Raw genomic sequence first — 17,100 nt, 5'->3', positions numbered from 1 at the left:
ACCTTGGATGTTCCTGCGCAGTCCCATCTCCCCTACCCACGTCATGAAACAAGTTCTGGTCACTGGAGGCGCTCACCGCCTGGGCGCAGAGATCGTTCGCCAATTCGCGGCGGCGGGCTGGCGCGTGTGGTGCCACTACCAACGCTCGGCCGATGCGGCCAAAGCACTGCAGTCTGAACTGCAGGCCGCTGGGGGCCATGTGGAATGCGTGCAAGCCGATCTGGCCCAGAGCGAACAAGTCGAACAAATGATGGCTCACATCGCGAAAAGCCACGGGCCGCTCGACTGTTTGATCAACAACGCCTCGCTGTTCGAGCCGGACGAGGGCACCCACATGGACTTGTCCGGCGCCCGCCTGCAACTCGAAGTAAATTTGATCGCGCCCATGCTGCTGGCCTCGCTCATGGCCCAACAAGCAGCGCCCAAGGCCCTGCCCGGCCAGCGCAGCGTGGTCCACATCCTGGACCAGAAGGTGTTCAACCTGAATCCGGACTATTTTTCGTACACCGTCTCCAAACTGGCGCTGGAGCGCGCTGTGGCTTTGCAAGCCCAAGCCCTGGCCCCCTTGCGCGTGTGCGGGGTGGCCCCGGGCCTGATGTTTTTAAGCGGCCCGCAAACCCAAGAGAACTTTGACCGCAACAGCCGCGTGAACCTCTTGCGCGAGCCGATCGACCCGGCGCAGGTGGCTGCCACTTGCGTTTTTCTGGCGCAAAACCCCTGCATCACCGGCACCACGGTGTGCGTGGACAACGGCCAGCACCTGGTGCCTTTGGCGCGCGACGTGATGTTTTTGGGTGAACCGAAAGACCCCGCATGAGCGAGCTGATGACCGATTTGGCGCTGAACTGCCGCCGCCTGTTTTTGCGCAACCACACGGTAGACGTGCGCATCGGCGCGCACGACTTTGAAAAGCTCGGCCCCCAGCGCATCGTCTTCAATGTGGAACTGTTTGTGCCCTACAGCGCGTCCACCCCCACACAAGACGACCTGGCCGAGGTGGTGGACTACGACTTCATCCGCGAGGTGATCGCCCGCCGGGTGGCCCAAGGCCACATCGTGCTGCAAGAGACTTTGTGCGACGACCTGATGCGCGAGCTGATCGCCCACCCGCAAGTGCAGGCGGTGCGCCTGTCCAGCTGCAAACCCGATGTGTACCCGGACTGCGAAGCGGTTGGGGTTGAAATTTTTCAGACCAAAAGCCCGACATGAAGACCCCAGCCGGACACCAAACTCTGGAGCTGACCGGTTTGCGCTTTGACGCCAACCTGGGCATCCTGGAACACGAAAAAACCGACCCGCAACCGATTCAGGTGGATGCCGAGCTGAACTTGGGCACGCAGCCCCTGATGCCCAGCGACGACGACATCCACCATGTGCTGGACTACCGCAAAGTGCGCAAAATCATCATCGACGAATGCACGGCTGAGCACATCAACCTGCTGGAAACGCTGATTGGCAAACTCTCGAACCGCCTGATGCAATTGCCCGGCGTTTTGGGTGTGCGCGTCAAGATTGCCAAACTTGAAATTTTTGAAGACTGCGAAGTGGCCATTCGCATGGAAACCGGACAGTGGTGAACCTCATGAACACAGACACAGAAACCGACAACGCCTGGGTACAAGCGCAAGCCGAATCAGAGGCCGCCAAGGCCATCAAGATCGAGCGTGAAACCCACAAACTCGAAAAACGCCTGTGCCGCCAGATGGGCCAAGCCATCAGTGACTTCAACCTGATCGAAGCGGGCGACCGCATCATGGTCTGCATGTCGGGCGGCAAAGACAGCTACGGCATGCTGGACATCCTGCTCAAGATGAAGGCCCGCGCCCCGGTCGACTTCGAGCTGGTGGCGGTCAACCTGGACCAAAAGCAACCGGGTTTCCCTGAGCACATCCTGCCTGCATACCTCAAAGAGCTGGGCGTGGAGTTCCACATCGAGACGCAAGACACGTATTCGATCGTGAAAGACAAGATCCCCGAAGGCAAGACCATGTGCAGCCTGTGTTCGCGCCTGCGCCGGGGCATTTTGTACCGCGTGGCGCGTGAGCTGAAATGCAACAAGCTGGCACTCGGCCACCACCGCGACGACATGCTGCAGACCTTCTTTTTGAACATGTTTTTTGGAGGCAAGCTCAAAGGCATGCCTCCGAAGCTGGTCAGCGACAACGGCGAGTTCATGGTGATCCGCCCACTGGCCTATGTGGCCGAAACCGACCTCATCCGTTGGGCTGAGCACCGACAGTTCCCCATCATTCCGTGCACCCTGTGTGGCAGCCAGGAAAATCTGCAGCGCCTGCAGGTGGGCAACATGCTGCGCGAGTGGCAAAAGAAGCACCCTGGCCGGATTGAAAACATGTTTGCGGCTTTGCAAAATGTGGTGCCCTCGCATTTGATGGACGCCAAGCTGCACGGTTTCAAGGACCTGAAGATCACCGGCATCGAATCGGACGACGGCGACAAGGCTTTTGACGAAGAAGAGTTCAAGGAAGCGTCCTTGCCGGGCATTCAGGTCATCTCGATGTAATCCTCAGGAGGACAGGTCATGCGCACAGAAACTCGACAGCTCACGCGGTGGTTTTCGATGGCCTTGGCCGCTATGGCCTTGACCTTCTTGACAGGCTGCGCCTCGATGCGCCTGATCGACAGCGATGTGGTCTCTGTGGCTGCCGTGCCGTCAGGCATGAGTTTGCAAGGGGCCAAATACCGCTTCGAGCGCCTGCCCTCGCAAGTGCACAACCCCGAAGCCGGGCTGGCCGAACAGCAAGCCCAAGCCGCCATGACCGCCGTAGGTTTGGTGCGCGACGATGCCAATGCCAGCCTGAGCGTGATGGTGGGCTTCAGCGGTACGCAATACCAGGCCGACCCCTGGGGCAGACCCTTGGGTCCAGGCTGGTCGCCCTATGGCAGCATCGCCATCGGTTCGGGCTTTGGCAGGGGCTTTGGTTCGCACATCGGTCTGGGCATGGGCATGCGCTTTCCGCCGCCCACGCATTACCGCCGCGAAGTCAGTGTCATCATGCGTGATCTGAAATCGGGCCAAGTGGTCTATGAAACCCGCGCCAGCCACGCAGGCCCCTGGAGCGACAGCGTGCCGATTTTCGCCACCCTGTTTCAGGCTGCACTGGCCAACTTTCCCAACCCGCCGGCAGGGCCACGCCGGGTCAACATCGAACTGCCGCGCTAAAGCGCCGCCCTCCCCCGAACTCATGGAACCCACACGCATTCTGGCGATTCGCCACGGCGAAACCTCCTGGAACGTCGACACCCGCCTGCAAGGCCATCTGGACATTCCGCTCAACGAAGTGGGCCTGCGCCAAGCGCAGCATCTGGCCAAAGCGCTGGTACAGCAGGACGCCATTGATGCGGTTTATGCCAGCGACCTGTCGCGCGCCCACATCACAGCCCAGGCCATAGCACAGGCCATAGGTCAAAGCGTGAACACGCACCCTGGTTTGCGCGAACGCCACTTTGGTGCATTTCAAGGCCGTACCTTTGCCGAGATCGAAGTCGAACTGCCCGAGCAGGCCTGGCACTGGCGCAAACGCACCCCCGACTGGACGCCTCCCGAAGGGGGCGAATCTTTGCAGATGCTGCGCGAACGCATCGTCAACACTGTGAACGAACTGGCCGCACGCCACCCCGGCGAGCAAATCGTGATGGTGGCGCACGGCGGTGTGCTCGACATCCTGTACCGCGCCGCCACCCGGCTGGAATTGCAAGCGCCGCGCACCTGGCAACTGACCAACACCGCCGTCAACCGGTTGCTGTGGACACCGCAAGGCTTGTCACTGGTGGGCTGGGGCGACACCTCCCATCTGGATGCCCTTGGCAAGGAAGAAACCAGCACCTGAGGGCTTCGTGTTGCGCAGTACTCAACACCTTCTTGCCATCCAGCTCCCCAGCTTGTCACGGCAAGGGCCGCCTTCCTATTGATTTGGCCCTGTGAAGTTTTCAATGCTCAAAGACGCTGTAGGTCGGCGGTCGAAGACCCCGACAGGGGTCTGTGTCAAAACCCATCATGTCGGACTCTGCGAGTACCGACCTACGGAAGACATTTCTCACACTGTTCAAACTTCAGCGGGCCGGATCAATAGGATCATCCCTGCGATGTATTCATGGGCCGATTGCGGATCGACCCAAGGTGCTAACAGGTGCTTGAAAAACAGCACGCCTAAAGCCACCATGGTGAAGGGCTGGATGAGCCAATTGACGCCCAGCGAGAACAGCTGGCCATGGGTTTCAAGACCGGCCGATCTGATCCAGCTCTTTTTTCAGCGCCAGCCGATCCAGTTTATCGATGGGCAGGCTCAACAAAATCGAAATGCGCCGGTGCAGCTTCATGAATGCCTCCCAAAATGCTTGAGTTTTTTCAGCGTCGGTGCTCCCGATACGGTCCGGGTCAGCCACGCCCCAATGCGCGGTCATGGGCTGACCTGGCCACACGGGGCAGACTTCACCCGCCGCGTTGTCACACACAGTGATCACAAAGTCCATCACCGGTGCATCTGGGGCGGCGAACTCGGACCAGCTTTTGCTGCGCAGACCTTCGGTGCTCAGCTGGTTGCGATTCAAGCAATGCAGCGCTTCAGGTTTGACGTGCCCAGCTGGATGGCTGCCCGCACTGTAGGCCACAAACCGGTGCGGCCCCAGGTGGTTCATGATGGCTTCGGCCATGATGCTGCGCGAGGAGTTTTCGGTGCAGATGAACAGGATGTTGTATCGGGCCACGGGACGTTCTCCATTGAAAAAAATTGCTGGTCAGCTGCTGCCCGCTTTGCACGTCATCAGGGGCATGTCTGTGCATGGCAGGCCTTGGCAGCAATGCGCCGTCAAAAACCCCACCAGGCTTTGCATGACAGCCATGTCGGCGCGGTAGCGCAAAAAGCGCCCCTCACGCTGCACACTCACCAGCCCGGCATGATGCAACTCCTTGAGGTGAAAAGACAGTGTGTTGGCCTGCACATCCAGTGCCAGGGACAGCTGTCCTGGTTGCAGGCCTTCGGGGCCCGCGCCCACAATGGCCCTGAACACGCGCAGTCGTGAAGACTGGGCCAGGGCCGCCAACGCCTTGACCGCAAGGTCTTCGTCTATCCCCACCTCTTCCTGTTTGGCGTTCATGGCCGCGTGCCTGTTGGCGGCATGGGGGTGTTCATGGGCACACCCATGGGCAGTCGGAGCGTGGTCAGCCAACACACCAGCAGCATCAGTGCCGAGCCCAGCAGTGCATACAGCAGCCCGCCCCATTGGTAGAGCAAACCCGATAACAAAGTTCCCATGAAACGGCCCAGCGCATTGGCCGCGTAATAAAAGCCCACGTCTTCGGCCGCTTTTTCAGAGCCCGCATAGGCCAGCACCAAATAACTGTGCACCGACGAGTTGATGGCAAAGGCAAAGCCGAACAAACTCAGGCCCCCGACCACCCACCACTGCAACTGCGGCGCCTGCAGCCACATGGCCGCGGCAATGCCCAGAGGAATCAGCGTGAGCACCGCCGACCACCAACGCGCGGCAGGCACCTCGCGGCTCAGGCCATCGGCGCTGCGGCGCACGATCTGTGGTGCCAGCGCTTGCACCAAGCCATACCCAATCGTCCAAGCCGCCAAAAAACCGCCCACCATGGTGAAGGTCCAGCCCACCGAGTAGAGGAAAACCGGCACGCCCACCACAAACCACACATCACGCGCCCCAAACAAAGCCACGCGGGCGGCCGCCAGCGCGTTGATGCCCGCATTTTTGGCGAACAGCTCTTTGGCCGAGCCCGAAGGCTTGCTCTTGCCCATCATGGGCGGCAAGCTGCTCACCACGCCGACCAGCACCAAGGCAAGAAGACCCGACATGGCCCACAGCGAGCCCTGAAAACCCAGCGTCTCTAAAAGTAAACCGCCCAGGAAAAAGCCAAAGCCTTTCATGGCGTTTTTGCTGCCCGTGAACCAGGCCACCCACTTGAAGAGTTGGCCGTTGCCCGTGTCTTTGGCTTGCGCTTGTGTGATCTTGATGGCCGACTTGCTGGCGGTTTTGGTGAGGTCTTTGGCCACACCACACACGCCTTGCGCCAGCACCACCCAGGCCACCGACATGGCCGCTGTCCATTCCGGTTGCAAGGCCGACAGCAATCCAAAGCCGATGATCTGCGTGACCAGGCCCACCGTGAGCATGCGGGCAATGCCATAGCGAGTGGCCAGCCAGCCGCCAATCAGGTTGGCCAACACGCCCGCACCTTCGTAGAGCAAGAACAAAAAGGCCAGCGTGAACGGCGAATAACCCAGCTTGTAAAAGTGCAGCAGCACCAACATGCGCAATGCGCCGTCGGTCAGGGTGAAGCCCCAATAGGCTGCAGTGACGATGCCGTAATTTCTTTCAGCAGCGTTCATCTCAGATGCCCACCTCGTGCATGTGGCAGGCCAAGTCCACCATGCGGCAGGCGTAGCCCATCTCGTTGTCGTACCAGGCGTAAATCTTGAGCAGCGTGCCGTCGGTCACCAGGGTGGACAGCGCGTCCACGATGGAACTGCGCGTGTCGCGGGCATAGTCCACGCTCACCAAAGGTCGCTCTTCGTACCCCAAAATGCCCGCCAAGGGGCCTTGGGCCGCAGCGGCAAACAGGGCGTTGACTTCCTCGGCGCTGGTCTCTCGCTTCATCTCGAACACGCAGTCGGTCAGCGACGCATTGAGCACCGGGGCACGCACCGCGTGGCCGTTGAGCTTGCCCTTGAGTTCGGGGTAAATCAGGGCAATGGCCGTGGCGCTGCCGGTGGTGGTGGGGGCCAGGCTGACCATGGCGCTGCGGGCGCGGCGCAGGTCTTTGTGTGGGGCATCGACCACCAAGTTGGTGTTGGTGGGGTCGTGGATGGTGGTGATTTGGCCATGCTTGATGCCAATGGCTTCGTGCACGACTTTGACCACAGGGGCTAGGCAGTTGGTGGTGCAGGATGCGGCCGTGACGATGCGGTCTTTGGCCGGGTTGTACAAGGTGTGGTTAACGCCCACCACGATGTTCAGCACATCGCCCACCTTCACGGGTGCAGCCACGATCACCCGCTTGGCACCCCGGTCGAGGTGGCCTTGGATGGTTTCGGGTGTCAAAAATTTACCGGTGCATTCGAGCACCAAGTCCACACCCAGGTCGCCCCAAGGGATGTCGGCTGGGTTGGCGTGCGACGAAAAGCCCAGGGTGCGATCACCGATGCGGATTTGGCTGTCGCCAACAGCCTCGATGCGTTCGCGCCACTTGCCCTGCACCGAGTCAAAAGCCAGCAAATGTGCGGTGGCCGCTGCGCCGCCTTTGAGTTCATTCAAGTGCACCACCTCCAGGCGGTTGCCTGCGCGAGGGTCGTCTTGCTGGCGCTCGGCAGCGCCCATGGCCGCACGCAGGGCCAAACGGCCGATCCGGCCCATACCGTTGATTCCGACTTTCATGCTCTATCCTTCGATGGTTCTGGAAATATCAATGCGCGAACTTTGCCACGTTTATGTGACGCAACCATGACAAGTTTTGACCGCTCTTGCGAAACACTTGGACTCGCAGCAATGAGTTTGCGAATCCTTCCCCGTGTGAGCGCTGCCCTCGCTGCCAAGGCTGGTTTGACATCAAACGGTCACACAAAACCCTTTCAATAGGCGTTTTCAATTGGAGTTTCCATGTCGCACCACGATCACGACCCCGTCTTCAACACCTCGAACAACCTTCACTTTCAGGATGTTTTGGCTCAATCGCTGCAAAACCCTGCGCGCCGAGGCTTGTTGCGGGGTGGCTTGGGCCTGGCCGGTTTGGCCATGCTGCCCGGTTGCGCCAGCATGGTGTCGGGCATGGCCGCAGCACCTTCGGCGCTGGGTTTCCCCTCCTTGGACAAAAGTCTGCTGGACAACGTGATTTTGCCGCCCGGTTATCAGTACACGGTTTTGCACGCCACGGGCGACGCACTGGATTCAACGCTGCCTGCTTACTCCAACAAAGGCGTTGAGACCGATGACTGGTCCCGCCGCATTGGTGACCACCACGACGGCATGGACATCTACTACATCGACGCCAATGGCCGCTACTCCGAAAAGGAAACCGGCCGTGCCGTGCTGTGTGTGAACCACGAAAGCTCGGCCGATGCGCACTTCATGCACCCCAATGGCCAAACCTCCAATGGCGTGAGCGGCAAGAAGTTCGACCAATTTGGCTCTTGGGACTTGGGTTCACGTCCTGAATTGGAAGTGCTCAAGGAAATCAACCACCACGGTGTTTCGGTGGTCGAGATGGTCAAAACCCCTCAGGGCTGGCGCATCAAGCAAGATTCCCCGCTCAACCGTCGCATCACCGCCCAAACGCCGACCCGTATCAGTGGTCCGCGCGCTGAAATCGACAACATCCGCAGCTTCATGGTGACCCGTTGGGACACGGCCGGAGCCATGGCGCGCGGCACTTTGAACAATTGCGGCCACGGCAAAACCCCTTGGGGCACCTATTTGGGCTGCGAAGAAAACTGGGCGTTTTACTTTCAGGCCGCGGGCACCGGCACCGGCCTGTCACCCAAAGAAGTGGCGTCACGCCGCCGCTATGGCGTCGCTGCTTCAGCGCCCGCTGCCGGTGTGCAAAAAGCCATCAGCCAAGGCTGGCACACCGTCTCGGCCACCGACGACCGTTTTGCCCGCTGGAATTTGGCGGCCACTGGTGCCAATGCAGAAAGAGACTTCCGTAACGAAGCCAACACCTTTGGCTACAACGTCGAAATCGACCCACTTGCGCCCAATTCCACGCCCGCCAAACGCGTGGCCATGGGCCGTTTTGCACACGAGGCCGCCGTTTGCAGCCTGCCCAAGGCGGGCGAACCCTTGGCCTTTTACATGGGCTGTGACGCACGCAACGAGTACATCTACAAGTTTGTCTCAACGGCTGTTTGGGATCCGCGTGATGTGGGTGGCGGTTTGGTGGCCGGCGACAAGTACCTGAGTGAAGGCAAACTTTACGCAGCGCGCTTTGATGCCACAGGCCAAGGCGAATGGCTGGAGTTGACCATCGCCGATCCACGCATTGCCAACCACAGTGTTTATAAATTCGCCAACCAGGCCGATGTGTTCATCAACGCACGCCATGCAGCCGATGCTGTCGGTGCCACCAAGATGGACCGTCCAGAGTGGGGTGCCGTGAACCACCGCAACGGTGAAATCTATTTTGCGCTGACCAACAACAATGCGGCCAACCGCACGCCCAGCAAAGTGGACGCGGCCAACCCCCGCGCTTACATGGACTTGGACGGCAACAAAGGTATGGGCAACCCCAACGGCCACATCATCCGCTTCAAAGAGTCGGACAGCAAGTCAACAGCCAAAGCCTTTGCCTGGGACATTTTCCTGTTCGGTGCAGAAGAAGACTCGGGCGATGCCAACCTGTCCGGCTTGAGTGCCAAAAACGCGTTCTCATCGCCTGACGGTCTGTGGTTCAGCAAAGCCACTGGCATCTGCTGGATTCAGACCGACGATGGTGCCATGACCGACGAATCCAACTGCATGATGCTGGCCGCCATTCCGGGCCAGGTGGGTGACGGCGGCAAAGTCACCGTGAAAAACAAAATGGTGGTCGGTGGCATGGAGCAAACCGGCACACAAGAAACTTTTATGGGCGCCGCTTTGGGTGATGCCAAACTGCGCCGCTTCTTGGTGGCCCCCAAGGGTGCGGAAGTGACCGGCATCACGGAAACTGCCGACGGCCGCACTTTGTTTGTCAACATCCAACACCCCGGCGAGTTGTCCAAGCCGCTGGCTTCGGGCGAAGCCCCACAAAGCGTCTGGCCCGGTAACCAGGGTTATGGTGTCCAGGGCCGTCCACGTTCAGCCACCATCGTGATCACACGCCAAGATGGCGGGGTGATCGGGCTGTAAGCCGCAAGAAACACGCGCCTCGGTGAGGCTGCGTTCGGCACTCAAAGTGCCCCCATTCACAGGGGCATTTTTTGCCGCTGGCTGTTTGCCGCTGGCTGTGGGTCTGATCGGTTCAATGTGGGTGGCGCAGCCAAGGCCTCAACCATGGGGCGAGCTGTTGCCCCACCACATCCAGACTCAGTGTGGTTTTTCAAGGCATCAAGCGCTTCACTGCCCAAATGACTTGGGCGGCGTGACGCCTAAATGCTTGAAGGCCGCCAGTGTGGCGATGCGCCCACGCGGGGTGCGCTGCAAATAGCCTTGCTGGATCAAATACGGCTCGATCACGTCTTCTATGGTGTCGCGCTCTTCGCCAATGCTGGCGGCGATGTTGTCCAGCCCCACAGGCCCGCCGTCAAAACGGTGGATCACCGCTTCCAGCAGTTTGCGGTCCATCAGGTCAAAGCCTTCCGGGTCCACGTCCAGCATGACCAGGGCTTTTTGCGAGATGGCCTTGTGGATGGTGCCGTCACCCTTCACATCCGCATAGTCGCGCACCCGGCGCAGCAAGCGGTTGGCAATGCGCGGCGTGCCGCGTGAGCGGCGGGCGATCTCGAACGAGCCTTCGGGGTCAATCGGGGCTTTGAGCAGCCCGGCACTGCGGGTCACGATGCGGGTCAGCTCTTCGGGGGTGTAGAACTCCAGGCGCGACACGATGCCAAAGCGGTCGCGCAAGGGGTTGGTGAGCATGCCCGCCCGTGTGGTCGCACCCACCAGCGTGAAAGGCTGCAGGTCCAACTTGATGGACCGCGCCGCCGGGCCTTCGCCGATCATGATGTCGATCTGATAGTCCTCGAGCGCCGGATACAAAATCTCTTCGACCACGGGCGAGAGGCGGTGGATTTCGTCAATGAAAAGCACATCGTTGCGCTCCAGATTGGTGAGCAGCGCGGCCAGGTCCTTGGGCTTTTCGAGCACAGGGCCACTGGTCTGGCGCAGGTTCACGCCCAACTCGGCGGCAATGATGTGACTCAGCGTGGTCTTGCCCAGACCGGGCGGGCCAAACAGCAGCACATGGTCCAGCGGCTCCTCGCGCATCTTGGCGGCGCTGATGAAAATCTCCAGCTGCTCACGCACTTTCACTTGCCCAACATATTCATCGAGCAGCTTGGGGCGCAGGGCGCGCTCAATGGCCTCTTCTTGGTGGGACACTGGGGCCGCGGAAATGACCCGGGGTTCGGGCTGGGGGGCGAAGTCGTCGGTGCGGATGCTCATGGCTCAGTTCATCTTCATTTGTTCAAGGCCTTGAGCGCCAGCTTGATGCCCTCGCTCACACCCACGTCCACGGGCAGGCTCTTCAGGGCCGCAGCGGCTTCCTTGTCGCTGTAGCCCAGCGCCAGCAAGGCTTGCTGGATGTCGCTTTGCGCGTCGGGGGTGTGTACGGCAAACAAGCCGCCGATGTCGCCGCCCAGTTTGCCTTTGAGTTCGAGCAGCAAACGCTCGGCGGTTTTCTTGCCGATGCCGGGCACTTTGACCAGCCGCCCGACTTCTTGCGTGGTGATGGCTTGGGACAGATCGGTCACGCTCATGCCTGACAGCACGCTCAGGGCCGTGCGGGGGCCGACGCCGGAAATTTTGATCAACTGACGAAAGGCTTCGCGTTCGCTCAGGGTAGCAAAGCCATACAGGATTTGCGCGTCTTCGCGCACCACAAAGTGCGTGACCAAGGTGACTTTTTCGCCCGTGGCCGGCAAGTTGTAGAAGGTGCTCATGGGCACATTCACCTCGTAGCCCACGCCGTGGCAGTCCACCACCACCTCGGGTGGGTTTTTGTCGCTCAGGATGCCGGTGAGTTTGCCAATCATGGAGAGGGTGCCTTCAAATGCCTATCATGGGGGAAAATGCACGGTTTTCGACCACTCGTCACCGCGCCCATTCAGGATTATCAACTTGATCGTCAGACACACCTTCACGCCGCACAACAACACCCGCCTGTCGCACCTGTGCGGCCCCATGGATGCGCACCTGCGCACCATCGAGGCGGGCCTGCAGGTGAGCATCGCCCACCGTCACGAGCAGTTCAAGGTGGACGGCCCCAAGGCCGTGGCGCTGCGGGCGATGGAGATTTTGCAGGCGATCTACGAACGCGCAGACCGCCCGATTGCGCCCGACATGGTGCAGCTCATGCTGGTGGGCGACAGCGGGGGCGAAGAAGCCGACCTGCCCGCCTTGCAAACCCGCCGCGCCGACCTGAAGGCCCGCACCCCGGTGCAGGCTGCCTATCTGGAGAGCATCGCCAACCACGACATCACCTTTGGCATCGGCCCGGCTGGCACCGGCAAGACCTATCTGGCCGTGGCTTGCGCGGTGGATGCACTGGAGCGCAGCAGCGTGCAACGCATTGTGCTCACGCGCCCGGCCGTCGAAGCGGGCGAGCGACTGGGCTTCTTGCCGGGTGACCTGTCACAAAAAGTGGACCCGTATTTACGCCCGCTTTACGACGCGCTCTACGACCTGATGGGCTACGACAAGGTGCAAAAAGCCTTTGAGCGCAACGCGATCGAGATCGCACCGCTGGCCTTCATGCGCGGGCGCACGCTGAACAACGCCTTTGTGATTCTGGACGAGGCACAAAACACCAGCACCGAACAGATGAAGATGTTCCTGACCCGCATCGGCTTTGGCGCCAAAGCCGTGGTCACGGGCGATGTGAGCCAGATTGACTTGCCCAAAGGCCAGCTGAGCGGGCTGATCGACGCCGAGCGGGTCTTGAAGCGCGTCAAGGGCATTGCTTTCACGCGCTTTTCGAGTGCCGACGTGGTGCGTCACCCGCTGGTGGCCCGCATTGTGGACGCCTACGACGCGCAAGGCAGCGCCGCCATGCGGGCAGGTGTCACCACCCGCCGCAAGCCTTTGCCCACCGACGATTGAATTCTGAATCCAGCACGCCCATGGCCCTCCAAAAACTCCAGCTGTCCTTGCAATTTGGCGACATTCCCTATGCAGCCCGCCACCGCGCCGCCCTGCCCCGCCACGCAGTGGCCCGTGCCATTCGCCACGCCCTGGCCGATGACGCCGAAATCACGGTGCGCATCGTGGGCGAAGAAGAAGGCCGCGAACTGAACAAGAGCTACCGCAAAAAAGACTACGCCACCAATGTGCTGACCTTTGATTACGAGCAGGAACCTGTGGTGATGGCCGATTTGGTGCTGTGCGCACCGGTGGTGGCGCGTGAGGCCAAAGAACAAGGCAAAACGTTGGCCGCGCATTACGCGCATTTGCTGGTGCACGGCACGCTGCACGCGCAAGGCTGGGACCATGAGACCAGTACCGCCGACGCCGAAGAGATGGAGGCCTATGAGGTGGCCATTTTGGCGGGACTGGGCTTGAAGAACCCTTACCGCTGATGATTGATTAAGCCCTGTGAAGTTTTCAATGCTCAAAGATGTTGTGTGTCGGCGGTCGAAGACACCGACATAGGCCTGCGCCCTATCCCATCATGTCGGACTCTGCGAGTGGCGACCTGCGAGATGACATTTCTCATACATTTCAAACTTCAGGGTGCCGGATCAATTGGAGGCGACTTCGGGTGTTTTGTGCTGTGCCCCAACGGCGGTGCAGGTCTCGAATGAGTTATTGCGTGCGATTCACGGGCGCTTTAGCCATGGCGCCGTGTCCGCCACTTGGTTGGGGGCCATCAAGCGGATGTCTCCGTACCATGCCCGCACACTGCTGCGCGTGTTGTCACTGTCGGTCATGATGGCCAGATTGAGGAGTGCGCCAGGCGCTTCGCCAAAGGCTTTTTCAAAGTCGGCACGTATATCGCGCTCATACAGCAACCATTGTTTGAGACGCTTGCCACCTGACTCGACCACCAGCTTGCGGATGCGGTCGCTGCGTGGGTTGTTGATCACCGACTCCACAGGGCGCTGGTTGCACCAGACGTACATCAGCGTGGCATAAGGCAGCGGTTCGCCCGTTAAAGCTTGGGTCAATTCGCTGAGCATGGCGTTTTTGCCAGAAAACCGACTGCGGTCACCGTCAAACGTCAGAATCAAACGTACCGGGGAATCTTCTGCTTCGCGCTGCGCCATGTCAGCGCCCGCTATCAGGTTCTCCACTTGCCATTGAAACTGTAAACGCCCCAACTGATCAGGCGGCAGATTCAGGCGCTGCCTCAACAGGCTGGCAGAAGATTCGGCTTGCGCCTGCACCGCAGGCCGATTTTGATGTCTCTCCAGCCTGAATGCCGTGCGCAGTTTGCCGGGCAACTGCACTTTTTCCCAGCGGACACTGGCATCGGGCGTGAAGTGCAAGACGCCCTGAGTGGGCTGCGGAATTTTGGCATCACTTCTGCCAGGCGCATCAATGGTGCTGCATCCCCAAAGCGCAAAAAGCAGGCTCCCCGTGAAAACCAAGCGCCCCCAAAACCATCTTGATGCCATGAAAGTTCCGTCAATAGATGCGTGAAAAACCAGCCATTTATATGCCCTTGCATTCTGACATGCATGCATAATTTTGTGAATTTTGAGGGATTTTCAATGTTTCATCGCCGCCTTTGGCTACAAACCCTTTGTTTTGCTGCGCTCACTATGAATGGTGCCCAAGCGCAAACCCAGTTCCCAGTCAAACCCATCAAGATCATCGTGCCATTTGGTGCTGGTGGCGTGGCCGATCTGACAGCGCGGGCCGTGGCTCAAAAACTCTCCGAAAGCCTGGGCCAGCCCGTGTTGATTGACAACCGCCCCGGTGCAGGCGGCATTGTCGCGGCTGAATTGGTGACCCAAGCAGAGCCTGACGGCTACACGCTGCTTCTGATGTCCAACGGCACCGCCGTCAGTGCAAGTTTGTTCAAAAACCTGCCCTTCAACCCACGCAGCGACTTTGCCCCCGTGTCATTGCTCGGTATGTTTGACTTGGCGGTGGTGGTGCCCGAGTCTTCGCCCCACAAAAACCTGAGCGACTTGATCGAGTTTGGGCGTGCTCACCCCGGCAAGCTGAACATTGGAACCATCAACGTGGGCAGCACACAGCACTTGGCCGCTGAATTGCTGCGCAGCCAGGGCAATCTGCTGGCGCAAGTGATTCCCTACAACGGCACACCTGCGGTTCTGAACGGATTGCGCGGCGGTCAAATTGATGCTGCGGTAGAAATTCTGGGCCCGCTCAAACCACAAATCAGTGCCAAGACCGTGCGATTGCTGGGGGTGATGGGTGAGAGCCGCCCCAAAGACATGCCCCAAGTGCCCACGGTTCGCGAGATGCCCGGCCTGAGCCAATTCAACGTGTCCTCCTGGAACGCCTTGGCTGCCCCCGCAAAAACACCGAAGTTCATCGTGGATCGCCTGAACCTGGAACTGGGCAAAGTGCTTTCGCAGCCCGAGTTGGTCCAGCGCATGGCCAGCTTCAACGTCCAAGCCAAATCCAGCACCCCTGCTCAATTGTCACAACTGCTGGACAGCGACATCAAGCGCTGGCGTGAGGTGATTCAAAAAGCGGGCATCACGCCGCAGTGAGCACTTCAAGATGCCACCTGCATGACCTTGATGGTCATTCTGTTCTTGAACGCTCAAGGGTTTGATGCAGGTCAGCTTGGACAGCCAGGGCTTGCTGCTGACATGGCCATCAATCCACCCGAACCAAATGCCAGTCGATGCGGTTGTCAGGCCGGAAAACGACATTGATGTTTTTGGCCATCGCCCATGAAATGAGCTGATTGTGCAGGGGAATCATGGCCACATCGTCGCTTTGCAACTGCAAAGCGGTCGTCAACAAACGGGTACGAGTGATGGGGTCGGACTCGGTTTTGGCGCGATCAATGAAATGATCCAAAGCCGGATTGCTGTAACGGCCCAAGTTGTAGTTGCCGTCCCCACCTTTGCCGCTTGTACGAACAAGAGATTGCAAGGTGTACAAAGCATCAAACGTGGGCACGCCCCAGCCGATCAAATAAATGCTGGCCTCGTAACGCTGCATCATGGGCAGGTAAAGCGGCGCATTGATGATCCGCAACCGGGCTTTGATGCCCACCTTGGCCCACATGCCTGAGATGGCCTGGCAAATTTCACTGTCGTTGACATAGCGGCCACTCGAACAGGCGAAATCCACCGTGAAACCCTCTGCATAACCAGCCTGAGTCAACAGTTTTTTGGCGCTGTCCTGGGAATATGGCTGGCGAGCATGCAGCTTCTCGGTCCAGCCATTGATTTGGGGTGACACCAAAGCTCCGGTATTTTGGGATTGCTTGCGCATGATGATCTCGTGCAAGGAAGCCATGTCAATGGCCTGGTAAAGTGCTCGCCGCACCCGCAAGTCCTTCAGCGGGTTCTTGCCCTTGACACTGGAGCCAATCAATTCCGTTCTGAACTGGTCCATGCCCAGCATGATGGTTCGAAACTCCGGACCCGCGACCACTTTCAGATCATCATTTTTTTGCAGCCTGTAAAGATCTTGCGGGTTCGGGTCTTGCACCACATCCACGGTTTGCTCTTGCAAAGCGTTGATGCGGGCGGTGTCTGAGCGAATGGGGGTGTACACAATCTCAGTGACATTGCCTTCCATCTTGCCCCACCACTTGGGGTTTTTCACCAGGATGAATTTTTGACGTGGCACCCATTCCTTGAGGATGTAGGGCCCCGTCCCGTTGGTTTGACGGTGTGACGCCGTGTCCTGGTTGGTATTGATGTCTTTGGGCTCAACGGAGTCATTGGCCTGGGCCCAGGCTTTGCTCATGATGCGCAATTCAGTGAGCTGGGCCAACAACACGGGGTCAGGTGCCTTCGTGAAGACATCGACGGTGAAATTGTCTACTTTCTCCACTTTGGAGATGCTGCCCATTTGCGCTGTGAAGGTAGATGTCTTGGCCGTTGCACGTCGCAAGGAATACACCACGTCATCCGCTGTGAAATCGGAACCATCATGGAACTTGACACCCTGACGCAGGGTAAAGCGCCATTGCAAAGGTGTCACCATTTTCCAGCCGGTGGCCAGCATGGGTTCCGGCTTGAAAGTCCGTGAATTGAAATACACCAATGACTCGTAGACCGCAGCATGCGCGCCATTTTGAAAGCCATTGATTTGGGAATGAATATCCCAAGTCGTGATGTCACTGGCACCCGTCCATCGCACCGTTTTTGACCACGCTGAAGGGGCGGTGAAACATAATGCCAATGCCACCAGCCCCACATACACGGTATGTTCAGTCAAACTCAGCTTGCGTAAATGTTGCATATGCACCTCGTAATGGTGCAATTTTAGTTA

At 59.2% G+C, this 17,100-nt stretch carries 18 protein-coding genes; 10 read left to right on the top strand and 8 right to left on the bottom strand.

Translation table 11 applies throughout. The annotated features are described in order from the left end of the window. Nucleotides 1-43: 43 nt before the first annotated feature. Genes H663_RS28955 through H663_RS28930 form a run of 6 tightly spaced genes read left to right on the top strand, consistent with a single transcriptional unit; the run spans nt 44 to nt 3,848 of the window. Nucleotides 44-817, top strand: coding sequence for an SDR family oxidoreductase (locus H663_RS28955; RefSeq protein WP_053171829.1), 774 nt, complete (start codon nt 44-46; stop codon nt 815-817). Then, nucleotides 814-1,209, top strand: coding sequence for a dihydroneopterin aldolase (locus H663_RS28950; RefSeq protein ID WP_053171826.1), 396 nt, complete (start codon nt 814-816; stop codon nt 1,207-1,209). The genes H663_RS28955 and H663_RS28950 overlap by 4 nt, the downstream gene beginning before the upstream one ends. After that, nucleotides 1,206-1,577, top strand: coding sequence for a dihydroneopterin aldolase (locus H663_RS28945; protein ID WP_053171824.1), 372 nt, complete (start codon nt 1,206-1,208; stop codon nt 1,575-1,577). The genes H663_RS28950 and H663_RS28945 overlap by 4 nt, the downstream gene beginning before the upstream one ends. Before the next feature lie 5 nt (nt 1,578-1,582). Next, on the top strand, nt 1,583-2,521 hold the full coding sequence (gene ttcA / locus H663_RS28940; protein ID WP_053171822.1) for a tRNA 2-thiocytidine(32) synthetase TtcA: 939 nt from the start codon (nt 1,583-1,585) through the stop codon (nt 2,519-2,521). A gap of 18 nt (nt 2,522-2,539) precedes the next feature. Then, the gene (locus H663_RS28935; RefSeq protein ID WP_053171820.1) at nt 2,540-3,181 is read left to right on the top strand and encodes a DUF4136 domain-containing protein; all 642 of its coding nucleotides are present in this window, start codon (nt 2,540-2,542) and stop codon (nt 3,179-3,181) included. Nucleotides 3,182-3,203: 22 nt separating this feature from the next. Then, nucleotides 3,204-3,848 carry a histidine phosphatase family protein gene (locus tag H663_RS28930; protein ID WP_053171818.1) on the top strand — a complete coding sequence of 215 codons (645 nt, stop codon included), beginning with the start codon at nt 3,204-3,206 and terminating at the stop codon, nt 3,846-3,848. A 388-nt stretch (nt 3,849-4,236) separates the two neighbouring features. On the opposite strand, the gene H663_RS28920 is transcribed toward H663_RS28930, so the two are convergent. The 4 genes from H663_RS28920 to H663_RS28905 are packed head-to-tail and all read right to left on the bottom strand — an operon-like array spanning nt 4,237 to nt 7,413. Next, complete coding sequence (locus H663_RS28920) at nt 4,237-4,725, bottom strand: arsenate reductase ArsC (protein ID WP_053171816.1); 489 nt, start codon at nt 4,723-4,725, stop codon at nt 4,237-4,239. A gap of 30 nt (nt 4,726-4,755) precedes the next feature. Beyond that, nucleotides 4,756-5,115 carry an ArsR/SmtB family transcription factor gene (locus tag H663_RS28915; protein ID WP_240620462.1) on the bottom strand — a complete coding sequence of 120 codons (360 nt, stop codon included), beginning with the start codon at nt 5,113-5,115 and terminating at the stop codon, nt 4,756-4,758. Next, a complete protein-coding gene (arsJ, locus tag H663_RS28910) occupies nt 5,112-6,368 on the bottom strand; it encodes an organoarsenical effux MFS transporter ArsJ (protein ID WP_053171814.1) in 1,257 nt (418 codons plus the stop codon). Before arsJ ends, H663_RS28915 begins: the two co-directional genes overlap by 4 nt. A gap of 1 nt (nt 6,369) precedes the next feature. Continuing rightward, nucleotides 6,370-7,413, bottom strand: coding sequence for an ArsJ-associated glyceraldehyde-3-phosphate dehydrogenase (locus tag H663_RS28905; RefSeq protein WP_053171813.1), 1,044 nt, complete (start codon nt 7,411-7,413; stop codon nt 6,370-6,372). 222 nt (nt 7,414-7,635) lie between these two features. Between H663_RS28905 and H663_RS28900 the strand changes: the two genes are divergently transcribed. Further along, nucleotides 7,636-9,861: a PhoX family protein gene (locus tag H663_RS28900; RefSeq protein WP_053171812.1), complete on the top strand. Its 2,226-nt coding sequence runs from the start codon at nt 7,636-7,638 to the stop codon at nt 9,859-9,861. Between the two features lie 207 nt (nt 9,862-10,068). Here the strand turns inward: H663_RS28900 and ruvB are convergent, their stop codons facing one another. Next, nucleotides 10,069-11,115: a Holliday junction branch migration DNA helicase RuvB gene (gene ruvB / locus H663_RS28895; RefSeq protein WP_053171811.1), complete on the bottom strand. Its 1,047-nt coding sequence runs from the start codon at nt 11,113-11,115 to the stop codon at nt 10,069-10,071. Nucleotides 11,116-11,129: 14 nt separating this feature from the next. Next, nucleotides 11,130-11,705 carry a Holliday junction branch migration protein RuvA gene (gene ruvA / locus H663_RS28890; RefSeq protein ID WP_053171810.1) on the bottom strand — a complete coding sequence of 192 codons (576 nt, stop codon included), beginning with the start codon at nt 11,703-11,705 and terminating at the stop codon, nt 11,130-11,132. Nucleotides 11,706-11,790: 85 nt separating this feature from the next. On the opposite strand from ruvA, the gene H663_RS28885 reads away from it, so the two are divergent. Both H663_RS28885 and ybeY read left to right on the top strand, forming a co-directional pair. After that, on the top strand, nt 11,791-12,771 hold the full coding sequence (locus H663_RS28885) for a PhoH family protein (protein WP_053171809.1): 981 nt from the start codon (nt 11,791-11,793) through the stop codon (nt 12,769-12,771). Nucleotides 12,772-12,791: 20 nt separating this feature from the next. Beyond that, nucleotides 12,792-13,247: an rRNA maturation RNase YbeY gene (gene ybeY, locus H663_RS28880; protein WP_053171808.1), complete on the top strand. Its 456-nt coding sequence runs from the start codon at nt 12,792-12,794 to the stop codon at nt 13,245-13,247. Between the two features lie 240 nt (nt 13,248-13,487). Here ybeY and H663_RS28875 read toward each other — a convergent pair whose 3' ends face one another. Then, on the bottom strand, nt 13,488-14,285 hold the full coding sequence (locus H663_RS28875; RefSeq protein ID WP_083451128.1) for a DUF3047 domain-containing protein: 798 nt from the start codon (nt 14,283-14,285) through the stop codon (nt 13,488-13,490). A 96-nt stretch (nt 14,286-14,381) separates the two neighbouring features. Here H663_RS28875 and H663_RS28870 point away from each other — a divergent pair, with 96 nt between their 5' ends. Further along, complete coding sequence (locus tag H663_RS28870; RefSeq protein WP_053171807.1) at nt 14,382-15,356, top strand: Bug family tripartite tricarboxylate transporter substrate binding protein; 975 nt, start codon at nt 14,382-14,384, stop codon at nt 15,354-15,356. Nucleotides 15,357-15,465: 109 nt separating this feature from the next. On the opposite strand, the gene H663_RS28865 is transcribed toward H663_RS28870, so the two are convergent. Next, complete coding sequence (locus tag H663_RS28865; protein WP_083451127.1) at nt 15,466-17,070, bottom strand: ABC transporter substrate-binding protein; 1,605 nt, start codon at nt 17,068-17,070, stop codon at nt 15,466-15,468. Nucleotides 17,071-17,100 lie beyond the last annotated feature (30 nt).

The sequence above is a fragment of the Limnohabitans planktonicus II-D5 genome (genome assembly GCF_001270065.2).
Taxonomy (GTDB): domain Bacteria; phylum Pseudomonadota; class Gammaproteobacteria; order Burkholderiales; family Burkholderiaceae_C; genus Limnohabitans_A; species Limnohabitans_A planktonicus.
The sequence above is the reverse complement of the archived record's forward strand: the minus strand, read 5'-3'. Positions and strand labels throughout refer to the sequence as shown.